This window comes from Deinococcus wulumuqiensis R12 (assembly GCF_011067105.1).
In the GTDB taxonomy this organism is placed as follows: Bacteria; Deinococcota; Deinococci; order Deinococcales; family Deinococcaceae; genus Deinococcus; species Deinococcus wulumuqiensis.
Window position 1 is genome coordinate 2,825,599 of record NZ_CP049357.1, and the last position, 26,902, is coordinate 2,852,500.

At 66.4% G+C, this 26,902-nt stretch carries 34 protein-coding genes, 1 tRNA gene and 1 other RNA gene (1 of these 36 cut by a window edge); 22 read left to right on the forward strand and 14 right to left on the reverse strand.

The annotated features are described in order from the left end of the window. The first annotated feature begins 47 nt into the window (after positions 1–47). Positions 48–476 (forward strand): EF-hand domain-containing protein, encoded by a 429-nt coding sequence (locus tag G6R31_RS13665; protein WP_017871174.1) that lies wholly within the window; start codon positions 48–50, stop codon positions 474–476. Positions 477–572: 96 nt separating this feature from the next. After that, positions 573–1,658, forward strand: coding sequence for a M20/M25/M40 family metallo-hydrolase (locus tag G6R31_RS13670; RefSeq protein WP_017871175.1), 1,086 nt, complete (start codon positions 573–575; stop codon positions 1,656–1,658). 57 nt (positions 1,659–1,715) lie between these two features. Here G6R31_RS13670 and G6R31_RS13675 read toward each other — a convergent pair whose 3' ends face one another. From G6R31_RS13675 to G6R31_RS13685, 3 genes are all read right to left on the reverse strand, one after another. Then, on the reverse strand, positions 1,716–2,327 hold the full coding sequence (locus G6R31_RS13675; protein WP_017871176.1) for an IMPACT family protein: 612 nt from the start codon (positions 2,325–2,327) through the stop codon (positions 1,716–1,718). Positions 2,328–2,339: 12 nt separating this feature from the next. Beyond that, positions 2,340–2,987, reverse strand: coding sequence for an NUDIX domain-containing protein (locus G6R31_RS13680; RefSeq protein WP_225983258.1), 648 nt, complete (start codon positions 2,985–2,987; stop codon positions 2,340–2,342). 272 nt (positions 2,988–3,259) lie between these two features. After that, positions 3,260–4,102 carry an HpcH/HpaI aldolase/citrate lyase family protein gene (locus G6R31_RS13685; RefSeq protein WP_017871178.1) on the reverse strand — a complete coding sequence of 281 codons (843 nt, stop codon included), beginning with the start codon at positions 4,100–4,102 and terminating at the stop codon, positions 3,260–3,262. Positions 4,103–4,277: 175 nt separating this feature from the next. Here G6R31_RS13685 and G6R31_RS13690 point away from each other — a divergent pair, with 175 nt between their 5' ends. Continuing rightward, a complete protein-coding gene (locus G6R31_RS13690) occupies positions 4,278–4,547 on the forward strand; it encodes a hypothetical protein (protein ID WP_017871180.1) in 270 nt (89 codons plus the stop codon). Between the two features lie 347 nt (positions 4,548–4,894). Here G6R31_RS13690 and G6R31_RS13695 read toward each other — a convergent pair whose 3' ends face one another. Genes G6R31_RS13695 through G6R31_RS13705 form a run of 3 tightly spaced genes read right to left on the reverse strand, consistent with a single transcriptional unit; the run spans position 4,895 to position 6,316 of the window. Beyond that, positions 4,895–5,275, reverse strand: a complete 381-nt coding sequence (locus tag G6R31_RS13695) for a VOC family protein (RefSeq protein WP_017871181.1) — start codon at positions 5,273–5,275, stop codon at positions 4,895–4,897. 9 nt (positions 5,276–5,284) lie between these two features. Further along, positions 5,285–6,157 (reverse strand): serine protein kinase RIO, encoded by an 873-nt coding sequence (locus G6R31_RS13700; RefSeq protein WP_017871182.1) that lies wholly within the window; start codon positions 6,155–6,157, stop codon positions 5,285–5,287. A gap of 18 nt (positions 6,158–6,175) precedes the next feature. Next, on the reverse strand, positions 6,176–6,316 hold the full coding sequence (locus G6R31_RS13705; protein WP_161618003.1) for a hypothetical protein: 141 nt from the start codon (positions 6,314–6,316) through the stop codon (positions 6,176–6,178). Between the two features lie 258 nt (positions 6,317–6,574). On the opposite strand from G6R31_RS13705, the gene trmH reads away from it, so the two are divergent. The 5 genes from trmH to G6R31_RS13730 all read left to right on the forward strand — a co-directional run bounded on the left by trmH (position 6,575) and on the right by G6R31_RS13730 (position 10,866). Then, the gene (trmH, locus tag G6R31_RS13710) at positions 6,575–7,249 is read left to right on the forward strand and encodes a tRNA (guanosine(18)-2'-O)-methyltransferase TrmH (RefSeq protein WP_017871183.1); all 675 of its coding nucleotides are present in this window, start codon (positions 6,575–6,577) and stop codon (positions 7,247–7,249) included. Positions 7,250–7,407: 158 nt separating this feature from the next. Next, on the forward strand, positions 7,408–8,211 hold the full coding sequence (locus tag G6R31_RS13715; RefSeq protein WP_017871184.1) for a TerC family protein: 804 nt from the start codon (positions 7,408–7,410) through the stop codon (positions 8,209–8,211). Positions 8,212–8,318: 107 nt separating this feature from the next. Next, the gene (locus G6R31_RS13720; protein WP_017871185.1) at positions 8,319–9,551 is read left to right on the forward strand and encodes a 2,3-bisphosphoglycerate-independent phosphoglycerate mutase; all 1,233 of its coding nucleotides are present in this window, start codon (positions 8,319–8,321) and stop codon (positions 9,549–9,551) included. Between the two features lie 97 nt (positions 9,552–9,648). After that, the gene (locus tag G6R31_RS13725; protein ID WP_029732731.1) at positions 9,649–10,248 is read left to right on the forward strand and encodes a hypothetical protein; all 600 of its coding nucleotides are present in this window, start codon (positions 9,649–9,651) and stop codon (positions 10,246–10,248) included. A 99-nt stretch (positions 10,249–10,347) separates the two neighbouring features. Continuing rightward, entirely contained in the window at positions 10,348–10,866 is a 519-nt protein-coding gene (locus G6R31_RS13730; RefSeq protein ID WP_017871187.1) for a hypothetical protein, read from the forward strand. Between the two features lie 67 nt (positions 10,867–10,933). On the opposite strand, the gene G6R31_RS13735 is transcribed toward G6R31_RS13730, so the two are convergent. Further along, positions 10,934–11,098: a hypothetical protein gene (locus G6R31_RS13735; RefSeq protein ID WP_017871188.1), complete on the reverse strand. Its 165-nt coding sequence runs from the start codon at positions 11,096–11,098 to the stop codon at positions 10,934–10,936. 188 nt (positions 11,099–11,286) lie between these two features. Between G6R31_RS13735 and G6R31_RS13740 the strand changes: the two genes are divergently transcribed. The 6 genes from G6R31_RS13740 to G6R31_RS13765 all read left to right on the forward strand — a co-directional run bounded on the left by G6R31_RS13740 (position 11,287) and on the right by G6R31_RS13765 (position 15,038). Then, positions 11,287–11,736, forward strand: coding sequence for a dUTP diphosphatase (locus G6R31_RS13740; RefSeq protein WP_017871189.1), 450 nt, complete (start codon positions 11,287–11,289; stop codon positions 11,734–11,736). Positions 11,737–11,754: 18 nt separating this feature from the next. Further along, on the forward strand, positions 11,755–12,246 hold the full coding sequence (locus G6R31_RS13745) for a Panacea domain-containing protein (protein WP_017871190.1): 492 nt from the start codon (positions 11,755–11,757) through the stop codon (positions 12,244–12,246). 9 nt (positions 12,247–12,255) lie between these two features. Next, entirely contained in the window at positions 12,256–12,780 is a 525-nt protein-coding gene (locus tag G6R31_RS13750; RefSeq protein ID WP_017871191.1) for a hypothetical protein, read from the forward strand. Positions 12,781–12,802: 22 nt separating this feature from the next. After that, positions 12,803–13,972, forward strand: a complete 1,170-nt coding sequence (locus G6R31_RS13755) for an MFS transporter (protein WP_017871192.1) — start codon at positions 12,803–12,805, stop codon at positions 13,970–13,972. Positions 13,973–14,039: 67 nt separating this feature from the next. After that, complete coding sequence (locus G6R31_RS13760) at positions 14,040–14,195, forward strand: hypothetical protein (RefSeq protein ID WP_017871193.1); 156 nt, start codon at positions 14,040–14,042, stop codon at positions 14,193–14,195. Between the two features lie 39 nt (positions 14,196–14,234). Beyond that, on the forward strand, positions 14,235–15,038 hold the full coding sequence (locus G6R31_RS13765; protein WP_017871194.1) for a VC0807 family protein: 804 nt from the start codon (positions 14,235–14,237) through the stop codon (positions 15,036–15,038). A 160-nt stretch (positions 15,039–15,198) separates the two neighbouring features. Here the strand turns inward: G6R31_RS13765 and G6R31_RS13770 are convergent, their stop codons facing one another. Continuing rightward, a complete protein-coding gene (locus G6R31_RS13770; RefSeq protein ID WP_017871195.1) occupies positions 15,199–15,933 on the reverse strand; it encodes a metallophosphoesterase family protein in 735 nt (244 codons plus the stop codon). A 209-nt stretch (positions 15,934–16,142) separates the two neighbouring features. Here G6R31_RS13770 and ffs point away from each other — a divergent pair. After that, an RNA gene (gene ffs / locus G6R31_RS13775) (signal recognition particle sRNA small type) lies at positions 16,143–16,242 on the forward strand. Between the two features lie 76 nt (positions 16,243–16,318). Here ffs and G6R31_RS13780 read toward each other — a convergent pair. Together G6R31_RS13780 and G6R31_RS13785 are read right to left on the reverse strand one after the other, a co-directional pair. Further along, positions 16,319–16,522 (reverse strand): hypothetical protein, encoded by a 204-nt coding sequence (locus tag G6R31_RS13780; RefSeq protein WP_017871196.1) that lies wholly within the window; start codon positions 16,520–16,522, stop codon positions 16,319–16,321. Between the two features lie 56 nt (positions 16,523–16,578). After that, positions 16,579–16,965, reverse strand: a complete 387-nt coding sequence (locus G6R31_RS13785; protein WP_017871197.1) for a hypothetical protein — start codon at positions 16,963–16,965, stop codon at positions 16,579–16,581. Between the two features lie 40 nt (positions 16,966–17,005). Here G6R31_RS13785 and G6R31_RS13790 point away from each other — a divergent pair, with 40 nt between their 5' ends. Further along, positions 17,006–17,767 carry a carbonic anhydrase gene (locus tag G6R31_RS13790; RefSeq protein ID WP_017871198.1) on the forward strand — a complete coding sequence of 254 codons (762 nt, stop codon included), beginning with the start codon at positions 17,006–17,008 and terminating at the stop codon, positions 17,765–17,767. Between the two features lie 181 nt (positions 17,768–17,948). Here G6R31_RS13790 and galE read toward each other — a convergent pair whose 3' ends face one another. Continuing rightward, on the reverse strand, positions 17,949–18,944 hold the full coding sequence (gene galE / locus G6R31_RS13795) for a UDP-glucose 4-epimerase GalE (protein WP_017871199.1): 996 nt from the start codon (positions 18,942–18,944) through the stop codon (positions 17,949–17,951). Positions 18,945–19,475: 531 nt separating this feature from the next. On the opposite strand from galE, the gene G6R31_RS13800 reads away from it, so the two are divergent. After that, positions 19,476–20,288: a DUF4388 domain-containing protein gene (locus tag G6R31_RS13800; protein WP_017871200.1), complete on the forward strand. Its 813-nt coding sequence runs from the start codon at positions 19,476–19,478 to the stop codon at positions 20,286–20,288. 247 nt (positions 20,289–20,535) lie between these two features. Here G6R31_RS13800 and G6R31_RS13805 read toward each other — a convergent pair. Beyond that, positions 20,536–20,612 (reverse strand) — tRNA-Arg (locus G6R31_RS13805). Positions 20,613–20,689: 77 nt separating this feature from the next. Here G6R31_RS13805 and G6R31_RS13810 point away from each other — a divergent pair. The 3 genes from G6R31_RS13810 to G6R31_RS13820 all read left to right on the forward strand — a co-directional run bounded on the left by G6R31_RS13810 (position 20,690) and on the right by G6R31_RS13820 (position 24,531). Continuing rightward, positions 20,690–21,583 (forward strand): DMT family transporter, encoded by an 894-nt coding sequence (locus G6R31_RS13810; RefSeq protein WP_225983386.1) that lies wholly within the window; start codon positions 20,690–20,692, stop codon positions 21,581–21,583. Then, positions 21,580–23,064, forward strand: coding sequence for an ABC transporter permease subunit (locus G6R31_RS13815; protein ID WP_017871203.1), 1,485 nt, complete (start codon positions 21,580–21,582; stop codon positions 23,062–23,064). The genes G6R31_RS13810 and G6R31_RS13815 overlap by 4 nt, the downstream gene beginning before the upstream one ends. 240 nt (positions 23,065–23,304) lie before the next feature. After that, complete coding sequence (locus G6R31_RS13820; protein WP_164993991.1) at positions 23,305–24,531, forward strand: transposase; 1,227 nt, start codon at positions 23,305–23,307, stop codon at positions 24,529–24,531. Between the two features lie 137 nt (positions 24,532–24,668). Here G6R31_RS13820 and G6R31_RS13825 read toward each other — a convergent pair whose 3' ends face one another. Further along, complete coding sequence (locus tag G6R31_RS13825) at positions 24,669–25,265, reverse strand: PAS domain-containing protein (RefSeq protein ID WP_017872080.1); 597 nt, start codon at positions 25,263–25,265, stop codon at positions 24,669–24,671. A 120-nt stretch (positions 25,266–25,385) separates the two neighbouring features. Here G6R31_RS13825 and G6R31_RS13830 point away from each other — a divergent pair, with 120 nt between their 5' ends. After that, positions 25,386–25,586 (forward strand): hypothetical protein, encoded by a 201-nt coding sequence (locus G6R31_RS13830; RefSeq protein WP_017872079.1) that lies wholly within the window; start codon positions 25,386–25,388, stop codon positions 25,584–25,586. Positions 25,587–25,603: 17 nt separating this feature from the next. On the opposite strand, the gene G6R31_RS13835 is transcribed toward G6R31_RS13830, so the two are convergent. After that, a complete protein-coding gene (locus tag G6R31_RS13835; protein WP_164994000.1) occupies positions 25,604–26,587 on the reverse strand; it encodes an IS4 family transposase in 984 nt (327 codons plus the stop codon). A 170-nt stretch (positions 26,588–26,757) separates the two neighbouring features. Between G6R31_RS13835 and G6R31_RS13840 the strand changes: the two genes are divergently transcribed. Continuing rightward, a protein-coding gene (locus tag G6R31_RS13840) for an AbrB/MazE/SpoVT family DNA-binding domain-containing protein (protein WP_164993992.1) crosses the window boundary here: on the forward strand, positions 26,758–26,902 show its 5' portion. It continues 128 nt past the right edge of the window; the window shows 145 of its 273 coding nt (coding positions 1–145); its start codon is at positions 26,758–26,760; its stop codon lies beyond the right edge, outside the window.

Sequence of the window (26,902 nt, forward strand, 5' to 3'; positions counted from 1 at the left end):
GCCTAGCCTGAACCTGCACGAAAGTTCAGTTCCCCAGGAGGTTCCCTATGTTTTTCCAGCAAAATGAGCGTCACGAGCAGATGGCCCGACTCAACCCCCGCGACACCAACGGTGACGGTGTGGTCAGCCCCCAGGAAGCCGCCGCTTACATCAAGGACTACCTCGAAAGCGCCTCGCCCGAGGAGCGCAGCCAGATCATGCGTGACTACTTCAGCCAGATGAGCCCCGAGCAGCGCCAGCAGGTGGGCGACGCCATCGTGCGCAGCCCCGCCAACCCGGTGCAGCAGGTGGACCACACCGACCCCGTGGCCCTCGGCAACGCCTACACCCAGGCGGCGCAGGCCCCCATGCAAAACGGCCAAAGCCCCCTCGAAGCCGCGTTCGCCCAGGGCGGTGCGCTGAGCAACCCGATGGTCAAGGCCGGTCTGGTCGGTCTGGCGGGCATGATCGGCAGCGCCATGCTGCGCCGCCGCTAAAGCCTTTCCTTTTTCGGTTCCGGTTCTCGGTGGGGAGCCGGAACCTTTTTTTGCCCTCTGCCCTGTGCTCTCGCCGCCCGCTACAATAGGCCGCCCATGCCTCTGTCGTACCTCACGCGCATCGCGCAGACGCCCGCGCCCACCTTTCAGGAGGAGGCGCGGGCCGAGCTGATGGCCCGCCTCTGGTCCGAACTGGGCTACGTGACCGAGCGCGACGAGGTCGGCAACGTGCTGACCCGCATCACGCCCCCCGGCACCGAGGGGCGGCCCGCCCTGCTGCTCGCCGCGCACCTCGACACCGTGTTCGGCCCGCAGACCGACGTGACGGTGCGCGACGAAGGCCAGCGGCTGCGCGGTCCCGGCGTGGGCGACAACAGTGCCAGTCTGGCGGTGGTGACGGCGATGCTGCGCGACTTCCGGACCAGCCCGGCCCCGCTGCGGCGCCCGCTGTGGGTGGCCGCCAACGTGGGCGAGGAGGGCCTGGGCGACCTGCGCGGGGCCAAGCACCTCATCGCCGCGCACCGCCCGCACCTCGGGGCGTTCGTCGCGGTAGACGGGTATCTGGGGGTGGCCGTGACGCAGGCGGTCGGCGTGAGGCGCTACCGGGCGCAGTTCGTGGGACCGGGCGGGCACTCGTGGGGGGACCAGGCCCCGAGTGCCTTGCACGCACTGGGGCTGGCCATCAGCGGGCTGTACGCCCTGCACCTGCCCGCGCAGCCACGCACCACCCTCAACGTGGGCACGGCGGCGGGCGGCAACAGCGTGAACTCGATTGCGGGGCAGGCCGAATTGCTGCTCGACCTGCGTTCGCTGGGGGCGGACGAACTCGCTGCCCTCGACGAGCGGGCGCAGAACGTGCTGCACCGCGCTGCGCGGGAAGCGGGCGTGTCTCTGAGGCTGGAAAGGGTAGGCGACCGGCCCGGCGGCGACCTGCACACCGGGGCGCTGCTCGGCATGGCGCACACCGCCGCCCGCGAAGTCCGGGTGGACCTGCGCCTCGCCGCCAGCAGCACCGACGCCAACGCTGCCGCGCCCCATGCCTTGCCCGCGCTGGCCTTCGGTGTCTACCGGGGCGGCAACGCCCACCGCGAGGACGAATGGGTGGAAAAGCGCAGCCTGGCGCCGGGCCTGACCGCCCTCAAGCGGCTGGTGTCGCTGTACCAGGGGGCGCCGCTGGCCTGAGGCGGTCTCCGCCCCTGTGTCCACTATGGCTCTGTGTCCATTACGCTTCTGAGTCCACTATGGCTCTGAGTCCACCACCGCGCTGCCCCGCGTCGCGTCGCGCAGGGCGGCCCCGAAGCCGTCCACATCTTCGGGGTAGACCTTCACCGGCAGGGTCACGCCCGTGGCCGTGTACGTTTCCTCGCCGCGCTGCGTGTCCCACTGCCCCAGCAGGTGGTACAGACCGCTGAGGTGCTCGAACGGCACGCTGACCTGCAACGCCTGACGGGGCCGGACCTCCAGCCGGGGCGCGGTGCGCAGGCACTCCGCCGCCGTGCCGCCGTAGGCCCGCACCAGCCCGCCGGTCCCGAGCTTGACGCCGCCGTAGTAGCGCACGACCACGACCATCACGTGGTCCACGCCCTGCCCCTCGATGGCCCGCAGGATGGGCGCGCCCGCTGTGCCGCCCGGTTCGCCGTCGTCGCCGAAGCGGTAGGCAGGACCGATGCGGTAGGCCCAGCAGTGGTGCGTGGCGTCGGGGTAACGGGTCCGCAGGGTGGCGAGCTGCGCGAGCGCGGCCTCGGGCGTATCGGCCCGCTCCGCGAAGGCCAGGAATTCGGAATTCTCAATCACCGCGTCATGGCGGTGCGCGGCGGCGAGGGTGGTAAAGGGTGGGGGCAGCTCAGTCATCCTTGCTCCGACTCACAGCCACCCGCGCCGCGTCAGTTCGCCGCGCGCCTGCCAAAGGGTGAGCGAACTCGGCCCGTCCTGAATCTCGCCTGCTTCCAGCCTGCGGTACGCTTCAGCAAGCGGCACCACCACGCGCTCGATGGTCTCGGTGGCTTCGGGTCGGGCCTCGCCCAGCGTCACGCCGAGGGCCAGCAGCGGATAAAACACCACCCCACTGATGCTCGGCTGCGGGTAGAAGCCGGGCAGCGCCACCCACTCCGCCGCCGTTCCGCCGACCTCCTCGCGCAGCTCACGCGCCGCCGCCGCGCCGAGGTCTTCGTCCCCCTCCACCCCGCCCGCCACGATTTCGGTGATGGTCGCCCGCAGCGGGTAGCGGTACTGGCGAATCAGGACCGCCTCGCCCGCCGCCGTCACCGGCAACACGAACACGGCGCGGGGGCCGCGTGGCCGGTACTGGTAGGTCGCCTCCACGCCGGGGCGCACCTCCACCCGGTCCTCGTACACGGTGCGCACACCCCCCACGAGTTGCCGGGTGGACAGGGTTTTCCAGGGCGACGGTTCGCCGGGGGACGGGGCGTCCTCGCGCAGGCTGGGCCAGTTGGGATGCGGGGTCAGGGGGGCAGGCATGGGCGCATTGTCGCGCACGGGGTCAGCTCTCATACGGATTCCGTCCAATTCCCCCATATCCGGAACCGCACCGCATATGGGTCCATTTCCCGAAATCCGTATTTTTTCCTTCTCTGCTTCGCAGCTTTGCAAGTCCTTCCAGTCGGATTTCATTCCCCAAACTGGGGGATTCAATCGGAATGGGTATCATACGGATTCCGATTGAATCTGGTAGTTTCAGATTCAATCCGAGCGGATGCGAGTAGGAAAAAATACGGATTCTGCGATATGGATGCACAGGCGGCGCTTTCCCGACTGTGCAGGAATTAAGCAGAATCCGTATCATTGGCTGTCCGGCGGCCCGCTTCCCACAGCGCGAGCTGCTCGTGCGCCTCGTCCACGTGCATCTGCTCGACCAGGGCGCCCCGGTGCGTCGCCACACTCCTGCCTTCCCGCCGCGCCGCGTCCCAGGCCGAGAGCAGGTCGCGGGCCGCCTGCGCCTGCTCGTCGGAAACGCCGAACGCCGCGTTCGCCGCCGCCACCTGGTCGGGGTGAATGACCGTCTTGCCCGCAAAGCCCAGCGTGCGCCCCTGCTCGCACTCGCGGACGAAGCCTTCGGGGTCGCGCACGTCGTTGTACACGGCGTCTATCGGCACTTTTCCCGCCGCCCGCGCCGCCAGCACGGTGGCCGACAGGGCGTGCAGCAGCGGCAGCCGCTCGGGGTGGGGCCGGGTGCGCAGGGCGCGGGCGAGGTCGTTGGTGCCGACGAGCAGACCCGCCACGCCGGGCGCCGCCGCAATCGCCGGGGCCTGAAGCACCCCGCGCGGCGTTTCGATCATCGCCCACAGCGGCACGCGCAGGTGCAGTTCGGTCACGCTGCTCTCGGTCTCGACTTTGGGCAGCACCAGCCCGTCCACCCCGGCCAGCAGCGCCATTTCGCGGTCGGCGTGTTCCCAGGGGCTTCCCAGCCCGTTGACCCGCACCAGCACCGGGCAGGGCCACGGCGTTCGCAGGGCAGCCTGCACGTTTGCCCGCGCCGCTTCCTTGTGTTCGGGGGCCACCGCGTCCTCCAGGTCCAGAATCACCGCGTCGGCGCCGAGGGTGCGGGCCTTTTCGATGGCGCGGGGCTTGTCGCCGGGGACATACAGCATGGAGCGCAGCGGCTTCATTCGCCGTTTCTCCGGTGCCCCCGCCGCTGCCGCGCGGCGCTGGAAGTGAGCACAAAGGGCAGCAGGGCCAGCAGATAGGCCAGCGGACGCTTCAGGGCACGGTTCATGGCGGCATTTTCGCAGATGGCCGGGCCGGGCTGACCGTCAGCAGAAGGGAGCGTGCTTATCCTGGGACATGTCGCACGATTCGTTCGAGGCCCGGGCGCTGCAACTCGCCTACGAGATGACCACCCACAACAGCTACGAGGGCAAAGTCGGCCAGGGCCACCACGAGGCCCGCGCCCACGATGTCCGCCGCCTGTTCAACATCCTGTGCGGGCGCGACGCCGATGGACAGGGCAAAAAGTCGGGCCAGAAGGACCGCGAAAAGGACGCCGAGAAGCGCCGCAAGAAGTTTGCCGAGCTGCCCCCCGTTCCTGATGCCGAGGCGCTGGGCCGCAGCTGAGTCGCCAAGTCAGCGGGCATCTGGGGGAATGTTATACGGATTCCGATTGAATCCAGCAGATTTCTGGATTCAATCCGACTGAAAGGAGTAGGAAAAGATACGGATTTCGCGATATGGATGCACAGGCGGTGTAGTTCCGACTGTGCAGGAATTTAGCGGAATCCGTATTATACGGCTTTGAAAAATAGTTTGGATATCCAAACTGTTTTTTCGAGCAGAGCGAGTAGAAGAAAAGACGGGGCTGGGCGACGCGTAGCACATTCGGGCGCTTTTCTCGGATGTGCGGAGTAAAGCCCAGCCCCGTTTTGCAGGCGCCCGCTTTTCTTTTGTCTACAGCCCCCAGTTGTCTACAGCCCCCAGATGCTCGCCGGGGCAAGTTCCAGCACGTTGCCCGCTGGGTCGTCGAAGTACAGGCTCTCGCCCCGGTTGCCCCAGGCGTAGCGGGTCACGTCCAGACCGTGCCCGCGCAGCCGCGCTTCCCACTCGTCGGTCTGCTCGCGGGGAATGGCGAGGCAGGCGTGCCCGCCGGGTTTGCCCTGATGCGCGGGCACGTCACCAGGTTTGGCGCTCGCCTCGGGGTTGAAAATCAGCAGCATTGAGCCGTCCAGCCGGTAAAAGAGGTGCCGCCCCTCGACTTTGCTGTGCAGCGTCAGGCCCAGCACGCCGGAATAGAAGGCTTCGGCGGCGCCCAGGTCGCCAGCGTACAGGCAGGTTTCGAGGGCTTGCATAGGGGCAGTTTAGGGCAGCAGCACGCGCGGCTCGGGCGCCGGACCCAGGGCGCGGCGCTGCACTTCGCGCAGGGTGCCCTCGGCGCTTTCGTGGATGCCGTGCTTGCGAAAGCTGGTCGCCAGGCTCTGTGCGTCGCGGCGCAGCAGGTCGGTGAAGTTGGGGTTGGTGCGGGTGGTCAATTGGGGAAAGTCGATGATGGTCACGGTGTTCTCCCACCAGAGAAGGTTGTAGGTGCTGTAGTCGCCGTGCGCGTAGCCCAGCCGCAGCAGGTCGGCCATGCCCGCCACGCTCTGCTGCCAGGCGCTCTGCGCTTCTTCGGGCGTGAGCTTCACGTCGCTCAGGCGCGGGGCGGGCTGCTCCTCGGTGCCGATCAGGCGCATCAGCACGGCGGGCACGGTTTCGGCGTAGGTCTTGACGTTGGGGCCGACCAGCGGTTCGGGGACACTCAGCCCGGCTTGCCACAGCTGCCACAGATGCGCGTACTCGGCCATCACCCAGTCGAACTGGAGCATCTCCAGGCCCTTGCGGCTGCGGCTTGCCATCGCCCGCTGTGCCCGCTGGTCGAGGACGACCTGGCCTTCCCGGTAAATCGCGTCGTTCTTGAAGGACCGGGCGGCAAAGTCGCGGTAGATCTTGAGCAGCGCGGGGCCACGGGCGGTCTGGGCGAGGTAGGCGGTGGCTTCCTTGCCGCTTTTCAGCTCACACACCACTTCGGTCAGGTGCCCGAGGTCCAGCAGGCGGCGGATGGTGTCGTCGGCAACGTCGCTAGGGTCCTCGCCCGTCAGGTCAGCGAGTTTGCGGCGTCCCTGCGGCTTCGTGGACTTGCGCCTGAGCTTTTGCTCGGTGTCGGCGTCCCAATCCTGGTCGTGGTGGGCGCTCATGGTCGCGCCCTGCGGACTTCAGTGTGCCTTGTGTAGCCCGGAGGCGTGCAGATCTGGATCAACAATTGGACTCCATGCGGGGCCGCTTGCCAGCCCCTTTGCGGTCACATTCAGACGAAAACGGTTGACGAACTCTCTGTTCTTGTTGATTTCGGTCATCTACAACACCTCCTTTACACAGGTCTTTCCCTTGCGGGCGGTGCGCCCAACGTAACAGGCGACTGTGCCCGGCGTCACTAGGCATGGTGGCTTAGCATGGTGGCCTAGCGGGGGAGCGGCGCGGTGAAGGCATAAAAAAAGCCGCCTCAGTGGGCGGTGATGTCAATAACTATAGCGCGGTATGCAGAGGGGGTCAAGCTTATGCTCTGGCCCTCCCTCTCCGTCTCTCTGGCCGCAGGCGGTTAAGCTGAGCCGGTTATGGCCCCCACCCCCGAACGCTACGCCAAGATTCGCCGCGTGCTGAGCCGGCGCCAGCCCACCCTGACGGTCCTGATGGACGAGGTGAACAAGCCCCACAACCTCTCGGCCATCATCCGTACCTGCGACGCGGTGGGGGTGCTCGAAGCCCACGCGGTGCCGCCCAGACACGGCACGCTCGCCAGTTTCGAGGGCCACACCTACGAGGCGACCAGCGGCAGCGCCCACAAGTGGGTCAGGGTCCACCCCCACGCCGACGCGGTGGGCGCCGTGCGCGAGTTGCAGGGGCGGGGCTTTCAGGTGCTCGCCACCCACCTCTCGCAGCGCAGCGTGGATTACCGCGAACCCGACTACACCAAGCCCACCTGCGTGCTGCTCGGCGCCGAGAAGTGGGGGGTGTCCGACGAAGCCGCCGACGCCGCCGACGCCAACATCGTGATTCCGATGTTCGGGATGGTCCAGAGCCTCAACGTCTCGGTGGCCGCCGCGACCATCCTGTTCGAGGCGCAGCGGCAACGGCTGGCGGCGGGGATGTACGACGCGCCGCAGCTTTCGCCGGAGGAACTCGACCGCCTGAGCTTCGAGTGGGCCTACCCCGACCTCGCGCCCGGCCTGCGCGAACGCGGCGAGGCCTACCCGGTCCTCGGCGAGCACGGCGAGTGGGAAGGCTCGTAACCCCCCGCGTCACCTTCCGCGTTTGCGCGTCGGTTAAACTAACGCGCACGCGCCTCTTGAGCGTCCCCTGAGGACGTTGTGGGGCCAGAGGAACTCAATTTGAACAACCTGACTGCTTTATTCGCGCCGCTCGCCGCTGCTCTGCCGGAGACCTGCTGATGTTCGGGCTGGAAATGCCCCCGCTGACCCCGGAATTCTGGGCCATTCTGGGCACGCTGGTGCTGCTCGAAGGCCTGCTTTCCGCCGACAATGCCCTGGTGCTCGCCGTGATGGTGAGGCACCTCAAGGGCGAGTTGCAGCGCAAGGCGCTCGCCTACGGCATCGGCGGCGCGGTGGTGCTGCGCATCCTGGGCGTGCTGCTCGCCAGCTTCATCCTGGAGTACTGGTGGCTGCGGGCCTTCGGTGCCGCCTACCTCGCCTACCTCGCTCTCAGCCACTTCCTCAAGAAAAAAGAAGACGAACACGGTGAAGGCGGCAGCAAGAAGCAAATGGGCTTCTGGATGACCGTGGTGATGCTCAACCTCACCGACCTCGCCTTCAGCGTGGACTCCATTCTGGCGGGCGTGGCGCTGATTCCGCGTGGCATGCCCCGTGAGCAGGGCCTGACCATCGTGGTGATCGGCGGCATCATCGGCCTGATTCTGATGCGAATCGCCGCCACGGTGTTCCTGAAGGTGCTCAACAAGTACCCCGCCTTCGACCATGTCGCCTACGCGCTGGTCGGCTGGATCGCCGTCAAGCTCGGCGTGGAGACGCTGGAAGCCGCGCACGAGATCTACCCCAGCGTGCCCACCTTTCACCTTGAGCCCGCCGTGTTCTGGGGCGTGATGGCCGCCATCGCCATCATCGGCACCTTCCTGGCGACCCGCAACCCCGCCATGTCCGACGCCGCCGCCGAGGACCTCGCCCACCGCCAGGGCGACGACCTTATGGAAAGCGACCGGGACCTCGGGCGCCGCTGAAGCTGCCCCTGCTGACCGCCTCCAGTGCTGGGGGCGGTTTTTTCGTGCCTGCCCGCCCCTTCCTCACGCCTGACGCGGGGCACATACGCCAGCGTAGACTGGACCGCATGAGTGACCTGCTCGATACCGTGCGCGGCCTGGCGAAAAAGACCGACAGCAAGATTCTGATGGTGGTGCTCGACGGTGTGGGCGGCCTGCCGCTGACCCCCGGCACCGACACCGAACTGGGCACGGCCCGCACGCCCAACCTCGACGCGCTGGCGCAGCAGTCGCAGCTCGGGCTGCTCGAACTCGTCGGCGCCGGGATTACGCCCGGCTCCGGCCCCGGCCACCTCAGCCTGTTCGGGTACGACCCGCTGAAGTACGTGGTGGGGCGCGGGGCGCTCTCGGCGGTGGGCATCGGCGTCAAGCTCAGCTCGGGCGACGTGGCGGTGCGCGGCAACTTCGCCACCCTGGGCGCGGGCCGCCTGATTCTGGACCGCCGCGCCGGACGCCCCAGCGACGAGAAGAACGTGGAAATCGTGGCGAAACTGCGTGCGGCCATTCCGGAGATTGACGGCGTGGGCGTGGAAATCTACACCGAGTCCGAGCACCGCTTCGTGGTCGTGTTCCGCGCCCCGGAAGGCCAGCCGCTCGGCGCCAACATCAGCGACGTGGACCCGCAGGTGACGGGTGTGGAACCGGGGACCGCCACCTCCGGTGACCCGTCGAGCGACCGGACCGCCGAGCTGGTGAATACCTTCGTGACCCGCGCCGAGGCCGCGCTCAGGGACGAACCGCAGGTCAACGGCGTGCTGTTTCGCGGCTACAGCGACGTGCCGCACTTCCCCAGCTTTGAGGACGCCTATCAGCTCAAGGCCGCCTGCATCGCGTCTTATCCGATGTACAAGGGCCTCGCCAGTCTGGTCGGCATGGACGTGCTGCCCGTCGAAGGCCACGAGGACGCGCTCGACGGTAAGGTGAAAGCCCTGCGCGAGAACTGGGCGAAGTACGACTTCTTCTACTTCCACGTCAAAAAGACCGATTCCACCGGCGAGGACGGTGACTTTGCCGAGAAGGTCCACAAAATCGAAATCTTCGACGAGCTGCTGCCCCAACTACTCGAACTGAAGCCCGACGTGCTCGCCATCGTGGGTGATCACTCCACGCCCAGCAAGCTGAAGGCGCATTCCTGGCATCCGGTGCCGGTGCTGATTCACAGCGACTATGGCCGCCGCGACGCCGCGCAGCGCTACACCGAGGAAGAAGCCGCCCGGGGCAGCCTGGGCCTGCGCCGTGGCCCCGACCTGATGCCGCTCCTGATGGCGAACGCCCTCAAGCTCAACAAGTACGGCGCCTGAGCTTTTGCCCCCCGCCCCGCCCGTCACCCCCCGAGGGAGGCGGGCGGTTTTCGGCTCCTCTCAGCGCCGGGTCAGGTTGGGGGGGCAAGCTGCACCCATGCGTACAGTTCTTCTGTCTGCCGTGCTGGGCCTCGCGGCTCTGGGCCTGCCCGCCCAGGCCCAGACCCTGAGCGTGAACATCGACGCCAGCGTGCGTTTTCCTGCCGTGGCCCAGACCGCCGCCAGCCTGCTGAACCTGCTCTCGCAGGGCGTGCAGGTCACGTTTCTGACGCCGACCTCTCAGCCCGCCGCCACGGTGACGAGGACCGGCGGGATTCAGGTTCATTCCTCTGTCCCCAGCGCTGCCAACCCCCGTGACGCGGCACCGACACTGACGCAGGTGCAGGTCAGCACGCCGATTCCCGGCACGACCCAGACCGTGAAAGAGGTGTATCCGCTCGCGCAGCCCATCAAGCCGGGCCAGCCCATCAGCGCCCAGAGCATCGTCGTTCGCGCCGCCGACGGGCAGCCCCAGCCGCTCACCAGTGTGATGGGCCGTCAGGCGGCGTGGGCCAAAGCCAGGGGGCTGCAAAAGAAGCCGGGGCAGATGCCGCCCGGTCAGCTCAAGCAACTGTGCAAGAAGGAACCCAGGAACGCGCTGTGTGCGGCCCCGACCAAGCCAGGGGGGACCCAGCCGGGGGGCAAAGGCAAGTCCTGACCCCGGTGCTGATAGGGGAGGGGGGAGAGGTGACGACCCTCCGGCCTTCCCTTAGCCGGGCCTCACCCAGCGTTCCGGGTCAGGCTCCAGACTGGCCCCATGCTGGACAACATTCTCAACACCGTCCGTCAGGGCGTCGAAAAGGTGCAGCGCCGGGGCGAGGAAGTCACGCAGGTCGCCCGGCTGCGGGTGGAGGTCTTTCAGCTCGGGCGCGAACTCGACAGCCACTTTGCCCGGCTGGGCCGCGCCTACCACTCCGGCGCCGCCGCCGACCTGCTGCACGGCATCCGCGAGGACATCCGCCGGGTGGAGGCCGACATCGAGAGCCGCGAACACCTGATCGCCGAACTCGGTGAGGCCGGGGACGCCGCCCCCGAAGCCGCCAGCACCGACCTCGCGCCCACCCCCGCCGGCAGCGCCCGCGCCCGGCTGAGCCAGAATCTCGCCGCCGAGCGGCAGGGCCAGCAGCCCGGCACCGCCGCGCCCGCCGACCAGCCCCGGGGCGAACCGGTGCGGCCCACCGCCGAACAGGACGTGCCCTCGTCCACCGCCTCACAGCCGTCGGCGAGCAACCGCCCGGCCTTCGTGGACGAGGCGAACGACCAGACGAAGGGTTGAAGACTGAAAAAGTGAAGAAGCGGAGGGCACGTCCCCTCCGCTTCCTCTTTGATTGAGGCCGCTCGGGTCAGCCGTCTTCATCCTCCGGTTCTCTGTCCGGGTGCGGGGGATGGAGCCGGGCCAGGCGTTCGCTGCGGGTGGGCCGGTCGCGTTCCTCCGGCGCGGGGCCGGTGTCCAGACCGCTGATGAGGATTTCGCTGCTCTGCGGCGTCGGGTCCTGTGGGTCGGTCATGCCAGAGCCTAGAGCATTTGACAAAAAGATGGCACAGCTTTTTGGCGAGTGAAGCGAGTGCAAAACATGGAGCAATACGGAAAATGGAGGCGTCTGGGGTGCTCTTCCGCAGACGCCGTAATTTGGAGAGCTGCTCAAGAGCATTTGCCGGGCAGGGGCCAGGCCGCCCAGCGCCATACTGGGGGCCGATGTCCGACGCACCGACCACCAACGCCGCCCGCCTGCGCGAGTTTCACCGCACCATCGGGGCCGACTCGCCGCAGCGCCCCACGCCGCCCACGCCCGAACGGTTGCGGCTGCGCTGGACCCTGATCGAGGAGGAAGTGGGCGAGGTCCGGGCCGAGGTGGACGGGTTGCTGCCCCGGCTCTCGGCGGGCGAAGCGCTGACGCCTGCCGACCTCGCGCCGCTGGCCCACGAACTGGCGGACCTGCTGTACGTGACCTACGGCGCCCTGGACCAGCTGGGCATCGACGCCGACGCCGTGTTTGCCGAGGTCCACCGCGCCAACCTGAGCAAGGCGGACGGTCCCCGGCGGGCCGACGGCAAGCTGCTCAAGCCCGCTGGCTGGCGCCCCGCCGACGTGCGGGGGGTGTTGGAGCGGCTGGGCCGCGAGGCGAGGGACACAGGGCAGCCCTGAACTTCGCAAGATAGGGGCATGCCGGAACTGCAACCCGCCTACCCCGCCGAGAAGGTGGCCAACCGCCTGCTGGACCTCGCGGCGCGGGACGGGCGGCTGCTGACACACATGCAGCTGCAAAAGCTGGTGTATTTCGCGCATGGCCTGAGTCTGGGGCTACACGGGCGGCGGCTGATCGCCAACAACTTCCATGCCTGGCCGCATGGCCCGGTGGCCCCGCAGCTCTATACCCGGCTGGAGGGCTACGGCGCTGCGCCCATCGACCGCCCGCTGCCCGACCCCCTGCCCGACGTTTTGCTCGACGAGGACGCCGCCGAAGTCATCGAGCGCACCTACGCCGCCTACGGGCACATGGACGGCTGGGAGCTGCGGGCCATCAGCCACCTGCCCGGCTCGCCCTGGGCCACCGTGGACGAGCAGGAGAAGTTCGGGCCGATTCCCGACGCCCTGACCGAGCGCTACTACCGTGAGCAGCTCCGGGTCGCCAACACCCTGCCGCACATGGACTGAAGGGGCCGCATGTCTTCGGAGCGGACCGACCCCATCACCGCCCTCGCGCAGCTTCAGGCCGAGGCCGCCGCGCTCCAGGGCGGGCCGCCTGAAGCTGAAAGCGCCGTGCCGGGGCAGGTGTCTATCGTGTTCGACGACCTGCCGCTGCCCCCACGCCGCGACGCCGAGGTGCCGCCGCCCGACCCGGCCCTGCTGCGCGAGCAGCTTCAGGCCGACCTGCTGCGCGAACAACTGGCCCAGCAACAGATCGAAACCCTCAACCAGCGCAACCGCAGCCGATTCCTGCACGAGGAGCAAAACCATATCCGCGAGTACCGGCGCAAGTATTCGCGCCGCGTCTTCTGGGTGACCTGCGCGTGGCTGATGTTCACGGCACTGCTGATTGTCGGCACCGGCTTCAAGAACGCGGCCTTCCACCTCAGCGACACCGTGCTGGTCGCCACGCTGGGCAGCGCCCTGGCCGGGGTCATCGGGATGTTTCTGGTGATTCTGAACTGGCTCTACCCCCGCTCCGACAAGCCCGACGGAAAATAACCCGCCCGCTACAATCGCTGGCGTGCTGTGGACCCGCCCGCTGACGATGCTGCCGCTGCTGGCCCTGCTGCTGCTCAGCGAACTGGTCCGCACCGGCTTCGTGGTGTCGGCGCTGCCGCTGACCGGGCCGGGCCTGGGCCTCTCGCCGGGCGTGATCGGCGCGATGGTCAGCGCCCACTACCTCGCCGACGGACTGGGGCGCGGGCCGATGGGTCTGGTCACCGAGCGCTGGGGCCTGGGCCGGGTGCTGGCCCTCGGTGCCCTGACCGGGCTGGGGCTGGGACTGCTCACCCGCTTTTTTCCCTCGGCGGGGTGGGGGGTGGCCCTGAGTGCGCTGTGGGGCCTGCTGTTCGGTGCCCTGTGGCCGGGGGTCATGAACGCTTCGCACGCCTTTGCCCACCCCGGGCGCGTGTCGCGGGCGCTGGCCGTGAGCAACCTCAGCGTGGCGCCCGCGATTCTGGCCGGGGTGCTGCTGGTCGGCCCGCTGATGCAGACGCGGCCAGAGCAGGGCTGGACGCTGCTGCTGGGGGCGCAGGGGGCGGCGCTGGTTCTGGGGGCGCTGCTGTGGCGGCTGCGGGTGCCTGCCGAAGCTGCCGGGCAGGATGCGGGCAGCGTGTGGCGCGGCTGGGACCGGGTGGCGGCGCTGCTGCCTGCCGCCTTTGCCCAGACGCTCGCGCCGGGGCTGCTGGTCACGCTGGTGTTTCCGCTGCTGGAGCGGCTGGGGCTGCGGCTGCCCGACCTGCTGTGGCCCGGGGCGCTGGCAGGACTGACCTTCGGCCTGTCGCTGTGGCTGCTGGGCCGGGTGGCCGACCGACTGCACCCCCGGCTGGCGCTCACGCCGGGGCTGCTGGCGCTGGCGCTGGTGTTCGGGCTGGCGGCGCTGACCGGGCCGGAGACGGTGCACGGGCGTCTGTGGGGACTGGCCCCGCTGCTGGGCGTCGGCTACGGCGCTTTCGTGGCGGGCTGGAACGGTCTGGTCGCCCGTACGCTGCCGCAGGACCACCGGGCGGCGGCCTGGGGCACGGTGATGGCGGTCGAAGCCCTGGGCTACGCGGCAGGCCCCCTCCTGGGCGGCGTCGCGTGGCAGTGGGCGGGGCCACCGGGCGTCCTGGGGCTGGCGGCGCTGGTGTTCGTGCTGACCGAGATCTACTACCTCTGGCCCCGGCGCGGGCAGTTCACACAGGGCACTTGAGACCGGGAACGTTTCGCGCGTTCATCCCGTACCCGAAGCACCGGACCATCCGGCAAGGAGGCAGACCATGCTGTGGCTTTTTCTGGGTATCTTCGGACCCCCGCTGGCAGTGGGATTTTTCTTCGCCCGGCGACAGGCACGGCTCGACCGTGCGATGGACGCGATGGACGACTCGCGGCGTGAGGCCGGGTACGTCGGGCCGCATGTGCCGGGACCGTATTGAGATGAGCAACGCACGGCCCCGCCCGCTATCCTGCGCGGCATGAGTTCCGCCCCTTCCGACGCGCCGGTGCCCGCTCCCAAGGCCCGGGGCCGCATCCCCAAAACGGTCTGGGACCTGGTGTTTACCCTGGTCATTCCCATCCTGATCCTGAGTCCCAACGTGCTGGGCGAGGGCATCGGCGTCGCCAGCGTGCTCGGCGGCGGCACGGCGGGCAACGTGCGGGCGTACCTGCTCGCCGCGCTGATTCCGGTGGCGTACGTGCTGTGGGACATCCTGGTCAACCGCAACGTCAGTCCGGTGGCGCTCATCGGCGGGGCGGGGGCGCTGTTTTCGGGGGCGCTCGCCTTCTGGTACGTGGACGGCTTCTGGTACGCCATCAAGGACAGCGCCCGCTCGTATCTGGTCGGTCTGGCGTTTCTGGTCAGCGCGGCGACCTCGGTGCCGCTGTTCCGGGTCTTTCTGGACGCCGCCAGCATCGGGGAGGCCCCGGAAGACCGCGCCCTGACCAACCGGGCGCTGCGTGAACCCGCCGTTCACCGGGGCATGGTGGCGGGCACGCTGGTCTTCGCGCTGGTGGACATTCTGGGCGGCGTCGTCAACAGCGTGGTCAACTTTCAGCGCGTGACCGCCAAGTTCGGCACCGACGCCTTCAACGCGCAGGTGGCCGAGGTCAACGCGATCATGCGCGTTCCCGGCATGGCGATCAGTTTTCTGGGCGTGTTCGCCGCCATCTACTTCGTGCAAAAGGCCGTCAAAGCCCGCTACGGCGAGGGCGCGAGCATCTTCGAGGCCGCCGACCTCGCCCGCCGCGTGCGCCAGGAGGACCGGGCGGCAGGGGCCTGAAGCATTATACGGATTCCGCGATATGGATGCACAGGCGGCGCTTTCCCGACTGTGCAGGAATTAAGCGGAATCCGTATTTTTTCCTACTCGCATCCGCTCTGCTGCGCAGCTTTGCAAGTCGGATTGAATCTGAAACGACCAGATTCAATCGGAATCCGTATTACTCGCCCAGCCGCGCCCGGCGCTTCTGGTAGGCCCCGGTCAGCAGCTCGGTCACGTACTCGCGGATAAAAGGCATGTCGCTCGCTTCGGCGGCGGCGATTTCCTCGTCACGGTCATAGGTCAGCCGGACGAACGACGCGCTGTAGCCGGGGCCGGTGTCCGAGAATTCCAGAATCAGGTAACTGGGCAGGGTGGAGTCGAGCGGGTTGCCCACGCTGCCGCAGTTGATCAGGGGCCGCCCCTCCACGTCGAGCAGCAGCGCCTCGTGCGTGTCGGCGTAGACCAGGGCGTCGGCGTGTTCGTGCAGGCCCAGCGCCGGATTGGGCAAAAAGGCGTCGAGCTGCTCGGACAGGCTGCTGTGCGGGTAAAGGCGGTGAAACAGCCCCCGCGAACTCGCGTGGACGAAGCGCCACCAGCTGCCGCCGAACTCTTCCTCGATGCCGTAGGGCAGCTCGGCGAGGTACTGAAGCTGCCCCGGTGTCAGGCGGGCACGCGGCCACAGGTCCTGCGGGCGGTGCGTGGCCCCGGCGACGCGGGCGTCCCAGTTGCCCTGGATGACGCGGGCGGCATGTTCGCGCGTCCAGTCGAGGACCTCGCGCGGGCGCGGGCCTTTGCCCACCAGGTCGCCCAGCACCCACATCTCACCGATTCCGCGCCGCTGCACATCGGCGTGCACCGCGAGGGTGGCTGCCAGATTGGCGTGCAGGTCGGCGAGAACGGCAATCCGGGTCATGAGAGGCAGGATAGCCCAGCCCGCACCCCTTTCGGGGCCGAAGTGCCCGGCGGCGAGAGGTAGAGGTACAGCCCCGACCCCCGGCGGAGGCGCGGCCTGGGCCTGGATGACCGCCGCACCGTCATCTGCGGACAGAGAATTTCCATAAGTTCCCGAACACCGGGCCTCCCCTTCACACGGGCCGCAACTGTGCTACCATCCTTCCCGCATTGCTGGTGCAACGCAGCGCGGACGCCTGAACCTGGTCAGAGCCGGAAGGCAGCAGCCATAAGGGATGCTCCTGCGGGTGCCGTTGCTTCCCGGCAATGCTTTTTTCGTGTCTTCTCGGGGTCGCTTGCGGGCGGCCCTGTTTTGTTGTGGCCTGCTGCCCCGGTCTGCCCAGCTTTCAGCGCGTAAGCCGTTCGAGAGGCGTCCGGGTTTCGGTGGGGCGCTGGTCGCGCCCTTCGCGCTTGGAGTACAAATGCTGCTCCGGGCTGGTGCGCTCCCCGGCAGCGGTCCAGACCAGAAAATCACTCGGCAGACGCAGGTAAGCGGGCAGGTGGTCGGCCATCAGCAGGCGCAGGGCCTCGGTGCGCTCGGGAACGGTCATGCCCTCAGGGTGCGGCGCCCACGTCAGCGGCAGATAGGCGCAGGGTCAGGGGCCGGTCAGCGCGTTTTGGGGTGCAGCACCAGCGCCTGCGTTTCCTTGACCTCGGCGATGTCCCGCAGCCGCGCTCCGTCGAGGTCGCCCGCCCGCGCCAGGGCGTCGGCGCGGCGGCGGTCAATGGTGGCGACTTCCAGCGCGGCGGCGTCCCCGAACACCTCGCGGAAGCGCTCCAGCGGGTAGTCCAGGCGCCGGGAGACCTTGAGCGTGGCGCGGTACAGGTCGGTTTCGGCCCGTTCGCCCGCTTGCAGCGCGGCCTTGATGCGGGCGGCCAGCTCCTCCTTCTCGGTTTCCAGGCCCAGAATCGTGTCGCGCAGCATGGCGTAGCGTTCCAGCAGCTCCGTGAGGGTGACGTTCTCCAGCGCGTCGGGGGTCTGCGGGTCGGTCATGAGGTGCAGGCTAGCGTGTACGCGGGGCTACGATAGGGGCATGACCGAGAACAGCGACGCCATACAGACCCGACTGCTGGAACTGTCTCCCGAGGACCTGCATCCCGAGGACCTGCAACGCCGACTGCTTCAGGCCGTGCGCCGGGGCGCGAGCATGGAAGACATCGCCAACCTCAAGGAGTCCGACGTGGCGACGCCCGAAGCGGCGATTCAGGCGCTGATGGACGGCAACGCCCGCTTCTTCGGCGGTCAGGCGCGGCGGCCCGACATCGGCGCCAACGAGCGCCGCGCCCAGATCATCGGGCAGACGCCCTACGCGGCGGTCCTGGCGTGCAGCGACAGCCGGGTGCCGGTGGAACTGGTGTTCGACCAGGGTCTGGGGCAACTGTTCGTGGTCCGGGTGGCAGGCAACGTGGTGGGCGAAAGTGGCCTGGGCACGCTGGAATACGCCATCCGGCACCTCGACGTGCATCTGGTGATGGTGATGGGGCACGAGGGCTGCGGCGCGGTGGCGGCGGCGCTGCTGCCCGAAGAGAAAATCGCCGAGGAACCCGAGCACCTCCAGTCCCTTATCCGCCGTATCCAGCCCAGTGTGGAGAACCTGCCCGCCATCCGTGACAAGAAGGCCCGGATGCGCGAGGCCGTCATCAACAACGTGCGCCAGCAAGTCGCCCTGCTGCGCCGCCAGACGGTGATTCAGGAAGCCGAGGCGTCCGGGAAAATCCGCGTCATCGGCGGCTATTACGAAATCGGCTCCGGCGCGGTGGACTTTCTGGTGGACGAGGAAGACCTAGCGGTGTAGTCGGGCGGCGGGGGCTTGCCCCGCATCATACGGATTCCGCTTAATTCCTGCACAGTTGGGAAGGCGCCGCCTGTGCATCCATATCGCGGAATCCGTATTTTTTCCTACTCGCACCCGCTCTGCTGCGCAGCTTTGCAAGTCGGATTGAATCTGAAACTACCAGATTCAATCGGAATCCGTATCAGTCCTTGCCGAACCCGTCCGGGTGGCGGCGGTGCCAGTCCCACGCGGTCTGCACGATTTCGCGCAGGTCGGTGAATCTGGGCGCGAAGCCCAGTTCCCGCACGATGCGCGAGGCGTCGGCCACCAGCCGGGGCGGGTCCCCCGCGCGGCGCGGCGCGAGTTCACGCTGAAGCGGCGTGCCGACCACGGCGTCCACCGCGTCGAGCACCTCACGCACGCTGAAGCCGTGTCCCAGCCCCACGTTGTAGGTGGCGGCCTGCGTTTTGCCCGCGCACAGCGCCCCCACCGCCAGCACGTGCGCGTCGGCGAGGTCCTGCACGTGCACGTAGTCACGGATGCAGGTGCCGTCGGGGGTGGGGTAGTCGTCTCCGAAAATCATCATCTTCTCGCGCTGCCCCAGGGCGGTGAGGCAGGCGAGTTCGATCAGGTGCGTCTTGTTGGGGTGCGCCTCACCGATGTCGCCGCCGGGCGCCGCGCCGCACACGTTGAAGTACCGGAGAACGGTGTAGGGCAGCCCGTGCGCGACGTGAAAGGCGTGGATCATCTGTTCGGACATCCGTTTGGTTTCGCCGTACACGCTTTCGGGCTGCATGGCGGCGTCCTCGGGAATCGGCACGGCGTCGGTGGTGCCGTACACGGCGGCGGTGGAGGAAAAGACCAGCGGCACCTTGCGCGTCTCGACCATGCTCTGCAGCAGGTTGAGGGTGCCGGTCACGTTGTTGCGGTAGTAGCGGCCCGGCGAGCGCATGCTTTCGCCTACTTCAATCAGCGCGGCGAAATGAACGATGGCGTCGGGCCTGTGCGCCTCCAGCGCGGCGCGGATGCTGTCCGGGTCGAGCAGGTCGCCGCGCACGAGTTCGGCTTCAGGCGGCAGCGCCTGGGCGTGACCGCTGGACAGGTTGTCGAACACCGTCACCTCGTGCCCGGCGGCGAGCAGTTGCCTGACCGTGTGTGAACCGATATACCCCGCCCCGCCGACGACCAGAAGCTTCATGGGGGCAGGGTAGTGCATGGGCTGGCGAGAACCGCCGCGAACGCGCGGCTCCCACGCGGCGCAAAAGCAACAAAAACCACGTTGCTGATACGGATTCCGATTGAATCTGGTCGTTTCAGATTTAATCCGACTTGCAAAGCTGCGCAGCAGAGCGGATGCGAGTAGGAAAAAATACGGATTCTGCGATATGGATGCACAGGCGGCGCTTTCCCGACTGTGCAGGAATTAAGCGGAATCCGTATGAGGCGGTTTTTTGAAGTTTCTCACATACATTAAGATGATATGAAGGCTACACAATCCCCGCCATGACGCTGCTTCTCGGCTCTCCCGGCAAACCGTTCCTGAGCACTTCCTGGACCCATCCCGCTGAGCGCACTGATACGGATTCCGATTGAATCCAGCAGATTTCTGGATTCAATCCGACTGAAAGGAGTAGGAAAAAATACGGATTCTGCGATATGGATGCACAGGCGGCGCTTTCCCGACTGTGCAGGAATTAAGCGGAATCCGTATGAACCCTCTTTTCAGGAAATGCTGTCGTTCGTCCTCTCGCGCCGGATGAGTACCCGCCTGACCGTTCGGAAGCTGAATATTACGCTCTACATCCACGAGGGCCGGCTGGAGGCGGCCAGCGGCTACGTTCATCTGGGTGACGTGCTTGTCGGGCAGGGGGTCATTGAGCCGGATGTCAGGCTTCCCACCTTGACGCCCGAGGAGAGTTTCGGCCACCACCTGCTGCGTCAGCGCCGCATCACCGGGTTGCAGCTGCGCAACGCCCTGCGGCAACAGGCTCAGGAGACCCTGCTGTTTCTTCTGCCACAGCCTGACCTCGACTACGACCTGCAAGACGCGCGGCCCCTCCCCGTTCCGAACGCCAACCTCGAAGGCCAGGAACTCCTGACCCAGATGCTGGCCCAGCAGCCCCTGTCGATGCGGACGGCCTACCAGCTTTCCGACGTCAAGGAAGCCGTCTCCCTGGAACCGGCCTGCTGGCAACTGCTGCGCTGGATCAATGGGCGGCGGACCCTGGGCCGGGTCATTGAGCTGGCCGCCCTCCCTCTGGAAGCGGCGCAGGAAGCGGCGCGGTCTTTATTGCAGCGCGGCCTGATCGAGCAGACGCCGGTGCTGGGCCTGCGGTTCATCGTCCCCAGGCGCCTGCCGCTCGACAGCACCAAGCATCCTCCCGGCGGCATCCGGGCCAACCTGTTTCTCAGGCACATTGATGGGCAGCGCAGTGTCTGGGACATTCGGGAAAAGCTCGCCTGCCCACCCGAGGAGGTGATAGAGCATTTGACAAAAAGACGCAACGTCTTTTTGGCGAGCGGAGCGAGTGCAAAACACTGAGCAGGGCGGAGAATGGAGTGATGCGGGGTGCCGTTCCGCGCATCACGTAATTCGGAGAACTGCTCTAGGGGTCCTGGCCATGCTCTACCGCGAGCGCCTCATCGAGATTGTGCAGGGCGAACACGAGTTTCGCCAGCTCCTGGACGAGTACTGAGCCGGAGCTGGGCGGCGCAGGACTTTCCCTGGGTGCGCGACCCGGCAAGGCCCTGAAAAATGAAAGAACCCCGTACCAGACGGGGTTTTTCTATGGTGCGCCCTGTAGGACTCGAACCTACGACCGACCGCTTAGAAGGCGGTTGCTCTATCCAGCTGAGCTAAGGGCGCGTGTAGGGAGCCGGACAAACGCGCCCAGAAGTCTAGCATTCCCTCTGCGCAGCCGGGTGTGTCCTATGCTGGCCTCCATGTCTGCCGCCGCTCCTGTTTCCGGTCGCCTCGACGCCCTGTCGCTGGGGGCCATTCTGGTCACCCTGGTGTTCTGGGCGTCGGCGTTTACCGGGATTCGGGTGGGGCTGGAGCACTTCACGCCCGGTCCGCTCGCGCTCTACCGCTTTCTGGTGGCGAGCGTCACCCTGCTGATCTACATGTCGGTGACCCGCCTGCCTGTTCCCGAGCGGCGCGACCTGTGGCACATCGGGGTGCTGAGCGTGGCGGGCATCTCGCTCTACCACGTGCTGCTCAACTCCGGCCAGCAGAGCGTGCCTGCCGGAACCGCCAGCCTGATCATCGCCGCCGGGCCGGTCATCACGGCGCTGCTCGCCTCGCGGTTTTCAGGCGAAAAGCTCAACGCGCTGGGCTGGCTCGGCACCGCCGTCAGCCTGGGCGGTGTGGCCCTGATCGTGCTCGGGCGGGGCCAGAGCGTGGACTTTACCCGGGGGGCGCTGCTGGTGCTCGCCGCCGCCTTTTTCACCAGTGTGTACTTCGTGTTTCAAAAAGGGGTGCTGGCGCGGGTGGGGTCGCTGCGCTTCACCGTCTGGAGCCTGATTCTGGGCACCGTGCCCATGCTGGTCTTTTTGCCCGCCTTGGCCACCGAGCTGCGGGCCGCGCCCCCGAGCGCCCACCTCGCCCTGCTCTACCTGGGCGTGTTTCCGAGTGCGCTGGCCTACATGACGTGGACGTTCGCCATCGCGCGGGTCGGAGCGAGCGTCACCTCGTCGTTTCTGTACGTGTCGCCGGTCCTCGCCATCCTGATGGCCTGGGCGCTGCTGGGAGAGGTGCCCGGCGCGGTCACGCTGCTCGGCGGCGCCGTCGCGCTCGCGGGCGTGCTGCTGGTGAACACGCGGGGGCGGCCCCAGTGAGCGGCCCTTCTCCCATCCGGCTGGAACATGTCGCGGTGCAACTCGGCGGCGTCACAGTGCTCAGCGACGTGTCGCTGGAAGTGCAGCGCGGTGAATTTCTGGCGATTATAGGTTCCAGCGGCGGCGGCAAAAGCACATTGCTGCGGGTCATCGCCGGGTTGCAGTCCCCGCACGCCGGGCGGGTGGAAGTGGTCTCGGCCCCGGCGCTGGTGTTTCAGGATTACCGGCTGCTGCCCTGGCGCACTGCCCTGCGCAACGTGCAACTCCCCGCCGACCTCAGGACCGGCAAGGGGGGCGGTGGGGGAGGGCTGCCCGCTGCCGAGGCGCTCGAACTGGTCGGCATGTCGGCCTACGCCGGGTACTTCCCCGCGCAGCTTTCGGGCGGCATGCGGGCGCGGGTGGCCCTGGCCAGGGCGCTGGCGCAGAGCGGCGACATCCTGCTGCTCGACGAACCGTTCGCGGCGCTCGACGCCCTGGTGCGTGAACGGTTCAACGAGGAACTGCGCCGCCTGCACGAAAAGACGGGCCGGACCACCGTGCTTGTCACCCACTCCATTCGCGAGGCCGCGCTGCTCGCCGACCGGGTGGCGGTGCTGCGTGGCGGCCAGCTGGTGGAGGTGCTCGACACCCGGGGCGCGGGCCGGGTCAGTGCCTACACCGACGGCGTGGAGGCCCGGCTGCGCGAGCTGCTCGGCACCGGGGACTCCACCCGCTTGCAGGTCTTGCCGCGCCCGACCTTCCGCGCTGTGGCCCTGCTCCCGCTGCTGGCGCTGGGGCTGGCGGGCGCCCTGTGGCAGTTGGCCGCCGTGCGGCTGAACCAGCCTTTTTTGCTGCCTACCCCCGGCGCTGTCTGGGCCAAGCTGCTCGGCAACGCGCCCGCGCTGCTGGAAGCCCTCTGGACCACCGCCCGCACCGCGCTGCTCGGCACGCTGCTGGGGGGGCTGGCGGGGGTCATGCTGGGCTACCCCATCGCCAAGTCCCGCGCCCTGGAACGGTTTCTCAGTCCTTTTATCGTCGCGTCGCAAAGCACGCCCATCGTGGTGCTCGCGCCGCTGCTGGTGTCGTGGCTGGGGTTCGGGGGGCAGCCCGCCGTGCTGGTGTCGGCGCTCTCGGCGCTCTACCCGGTGCTGGTGTCCACCCTGATCGGGGTGCGTGAGGTGGACCGCGCCTACCACGAACTGTTTCACTCCCTGCGGGCGACCCCCTGGCAGCGGCTGACCCGGCTGGAGTTGCCCGGCGCCCTGCCGGTGATGCTCGGCGGGCTGCGGCTGGCGGCGAGCCTGGCCCTGATCGGTGCGGTGGTGTGGGAATTCACCGACCCCAACCACAAGGGGCTGGGCTTCCGGGTGCAGGAGGCGGGCATCTACCAGGACAAGGCCGGGCAGTTCGCGGCCATCGCCCTGCTGGTGCTCTTCGGGGTGCTGCTCTACGGCACGGTCACGGTCCTCGAACGCTGGGCGGCGCGGCGGCGCGGGCAGTAATACGGATTCCGATTGAATCTGGTCGTTTCAGATTCAATCCGACTTGCAAAGCTGCGCAGCAGAGCGGATGCGAGTAGGAAAAAATACGGATTCTGCGATATGGATGCACAGGCGGCGCTTTCCCGACTGTGCAGGAATTAAGCGGAATCCGTATAATCAATGGTGCGGACAGTTTCGATGGGCAAAAGGGTTGGGTCTCCGATAAGTTGAGGTTGTCAACGACCACAACAAGGAGACCCAATGAATATCCTACCTGTCCTGCTGAGCCTTGCTGCTGTACCCGCCCATCAGTACAACTTTCTGAATCTCCTCCTCCCGCTCTGGCTCGCCATTCCCGGGCGGATCAATGCCAGAAGTTTCAGCCGCTACAGCGGCTGGAACGAGCGCACCTTGCGCCGATACTTTCAAGCGGCCTTGCCCTGGCATGCATTGCACTTGACACTGGTCAAACTGCTGGTGCGCTGTAAAGCCATTGTTCCACGCTTCATTCTCGTGATGGACGCCAGTTTCATCCCCAAATCAGGCACCAAGACCTCGGGTCTTGGTGCCTTTTGGAATAGTTGTGCTGGACGTTCAGAAACCGGGCTGGAACTCTCCTGCATTGCCTTGATGACGTGGTTCGGTCATCACTGTTTTCCGATCAGCATTCGTCAAACGCGTCCCAAAAAGGAAAAAGCTGACCGTCTGACACAGTACCTTGATCAACTTCGGGCGCTGTTCAGACCCCACCGGGCTTGGCTCAAGGAATTTGCACCCATCCTGGTGGCCGATGGTCAGTATGCCAAGAAGCCGTTCTTTGACCTGTGTCGAGCCGAAGGGATCGCCTTCGTCACCAAACTTGCCGTGAATGCCAATGTGTTGATGCCCTTCACGGGAGAACACCCAAAGAAGCGTGGAAGAAAACAAAAGTGGGAGAAAAAAGTGGACTTTGTGGATTTCGCCGGTTGGATCAGCGTTCCAGGTGCGGCAAAGGAGCAGGTTTGGACTCATGTGGTGTGGGCACCCCATTTTCAATGCTTTTTTCGGGTCGTGGTCATCCAAAACCTCGATAAGGCTGGCAAAGTTCTGGGGCGCGTCGTCCTGGCAAGCACCGATACCAGCATGCCAGCCGAGCAAATCCGGGCGCTCTACAGCGCCCGGTTCCAACTTGAGTTCGTCTTTCGTGATGCCAAACAGCACGCCGCGCTGACCACCTGCCAACTGCGCTCCAAAAAAGGCTTGCAAAATCACTGGAATGCCGCCTTTCTGAGCGTGAGTTTGGCAAGGGCGGAGCAACTGCTCCGCTTCACGGCTTGGACGGGGCGGCCTGCGAAGGAGATCACCTTCTCAATGGAGGATGCCAAACGCCGGGCGTTTAACCTCCTTTTCGCCAGGCGAATACTGGCGAATCTAGGTCTGGAGCAGCGTTTTGATGAATTGCAAAATCATCCGTCCAGGCCGCTTGACCTGGGCGTCAAAGCCGCTTGAAACTGTCCGAACCATTGATAATCCCCCTTTGAAAAAGAGACCACAGTCATGCGGCGCGGATGCTCAGGCGAACGGCGCAGCCAGACCACTCCGGGAAATTGGAGGGTTCTCCGTTCAGTCCTGCGGCACAGTGTGGGTCACAGGGGAGGCGCGTCGTCCGGGCACACACTTCCGAAGCTGCCCACCATGCGGCCCTGATGCCAGCGGGGGCTGACGGTCACGCGCACCTGGCGCCACTCGCCCTGGGCGCCGCGTATCCGCATACGGTAGACCTCGCCGGAACGCGACCAGCTCTGCAGCCACTGTTCCTCGGACGCGGCGTAATCCTCGGGTTGCACCAGTTGAAACGAGGTCAGCCCCAGCAGCGCCTCGGGCGGGTGGCCCAGCACCTCGGCGGCGCGGCGGTTGACGTAGGTGATGCGGCCCTCGGTACTGAACATCACCAGGCCCTCGGTGCTGGCGTCGAGCAGTTGCTGGGCAAAGTTCAGTTCCTGTTCGTACATGGCCCGCAGGTGCTGGTCATACCGCACCATGTTCCGTACTCGCTTGAACAGCCAGAGCAAGACCACATGCAACGCGAGCAGCAGCAGCACGAGCACAGGCACGTCCGGGGCCGCCGTTCCCGGTTGCCAGATCACACGCCGCACAATCCGAAGGCCCACCAGAACGTCTATGCTCGCAAGGAGACCGAAGGCCACATACGCCCAGCGCAGTTCGATGCCCCCCGGTTTCACCGGTCTATCTTGACACAGCCCGTCTTACAAAGGCTTGTCAGAATCGGCTGGGCTGGACCGCCTGAGAAGTTGAGCAATAGATTTCCCGTGAGAGGTGCTTTTTAGAGCTAGGCTCTGACGTTGCCGCTCACAGACACGGCCCTCACCGCTGTCAGCCGCGTGGTCGAAGTCGGCCCCGACTTGCCCGCGCAGACGCTGGGGCTGAGTGACCAGCCCGTCGCGGTGGTGGTGCGCGGTCTGACGGCGGCGGAACGGGTCAAGCTGGCAGGGGCAGTGATGCGGCATACGGCGCTGGGGCAAACAGGAAGGAAGAAAGCGTGACAAGGTAAACTCAGCCCTCAGTAGGTGACAACTTCGTCTCCAGCCGCGCCTGGCGGGCAGAAAGGACGGGTGAGCAGTTCCAGGAAAGCCCTGCATCGTTCGGGTTTCCAACGCAGGGCATCCACGAGATGCTGAGCACCGTGACGCACCAGGCTGACCGCTCTGCGACCATGTTTCAGGACGGGAATGGGATGGGTCTGGCCGAGCCAGACCCCCAGCTGCAAACAGAACATCCAGGCCAGCGTCACCAGACCAAAGAGCCGTTGTAGACGGCTTTTTTCTGTAATCCCCGTTCGCTCCAGGTCGAAGCCTCGCGTTTTGAAGCTGCTGAAGGTGCACTCAATTGACCAGCGCTGCTTGTAAAGCTTCCAGGTCTTCCGAGCATTGAAATCGGTAGCGATGATGATGAGGTCACCCACAGGTGACCTCGTCGCCACCACCCGCATCAACTCCCCGAACACAAACACCTTTTCGCTGATCTCGTGAAAATGACCGTGCTGGACATGCTCAAACCACTCTTTCCCGCTCATATCGTCCAGCATGTCGCTGTGCCGAATGCGGATGGCCCGCTTGATGCCCTGACGACGGAGAAAACGGAACCATTCCGCACCGATGAACTCACGATCAGCCACTAGGCCCAGCCAGCGTTTCGCTGGCAAGGCCCGAAGCAGCTTCAACACCAGCCACATCCGGGCGTACGTGTGACTGTTCCCGGACTCGTCGAGGGGCACCCAGATCAGGGGCAGGGTGAAGCCGTGGACCACGGCTCCAAGCACCAGAAAGTTGATGGGCGTCTCCCCGTGTTCCCAGTTGGTGCGGTCCAGACTCAGCAAAACCTTTCCTGGTGGCAGGTGGGCGACGAGCAGGGCGATGAAAAAGCCCATGTCCAGCTGCTCATCCCGGAAGGTCCGGTCTGCTCGTCTCTTCTTGCCCTGCGGGGTACTCATCCCTGGCATATGGGCACTCAGATCGTGATGATTGACGCTTCTCGCGGCAATCATCGCCAGGAGGACGTCAATGAGCCGCTGGAGCGTGTCGATGCGGAGATGACTGGCGTGCGCTTTGAAGTGCTGTGTGAGTACGGTAGCTTGTTGAGCAGTGGATTCTGTCGATTTCACACTCCCAGGAGACCGCGAACAGTCGGCCCCATCAAGCTTGATGGGGCCGACTGTTGATTTTTCCCGTCTGGGACGACATCGAACTGAAGTTGTCACCTACTGAGAACTCAGCCATGCGAAAGCCCCTAATAACCATTGACGGACAAGTTGCATTGGTGTTGCCTGCTCAGTGGTTGGAGCGCTACCAAGTGAGCGAAG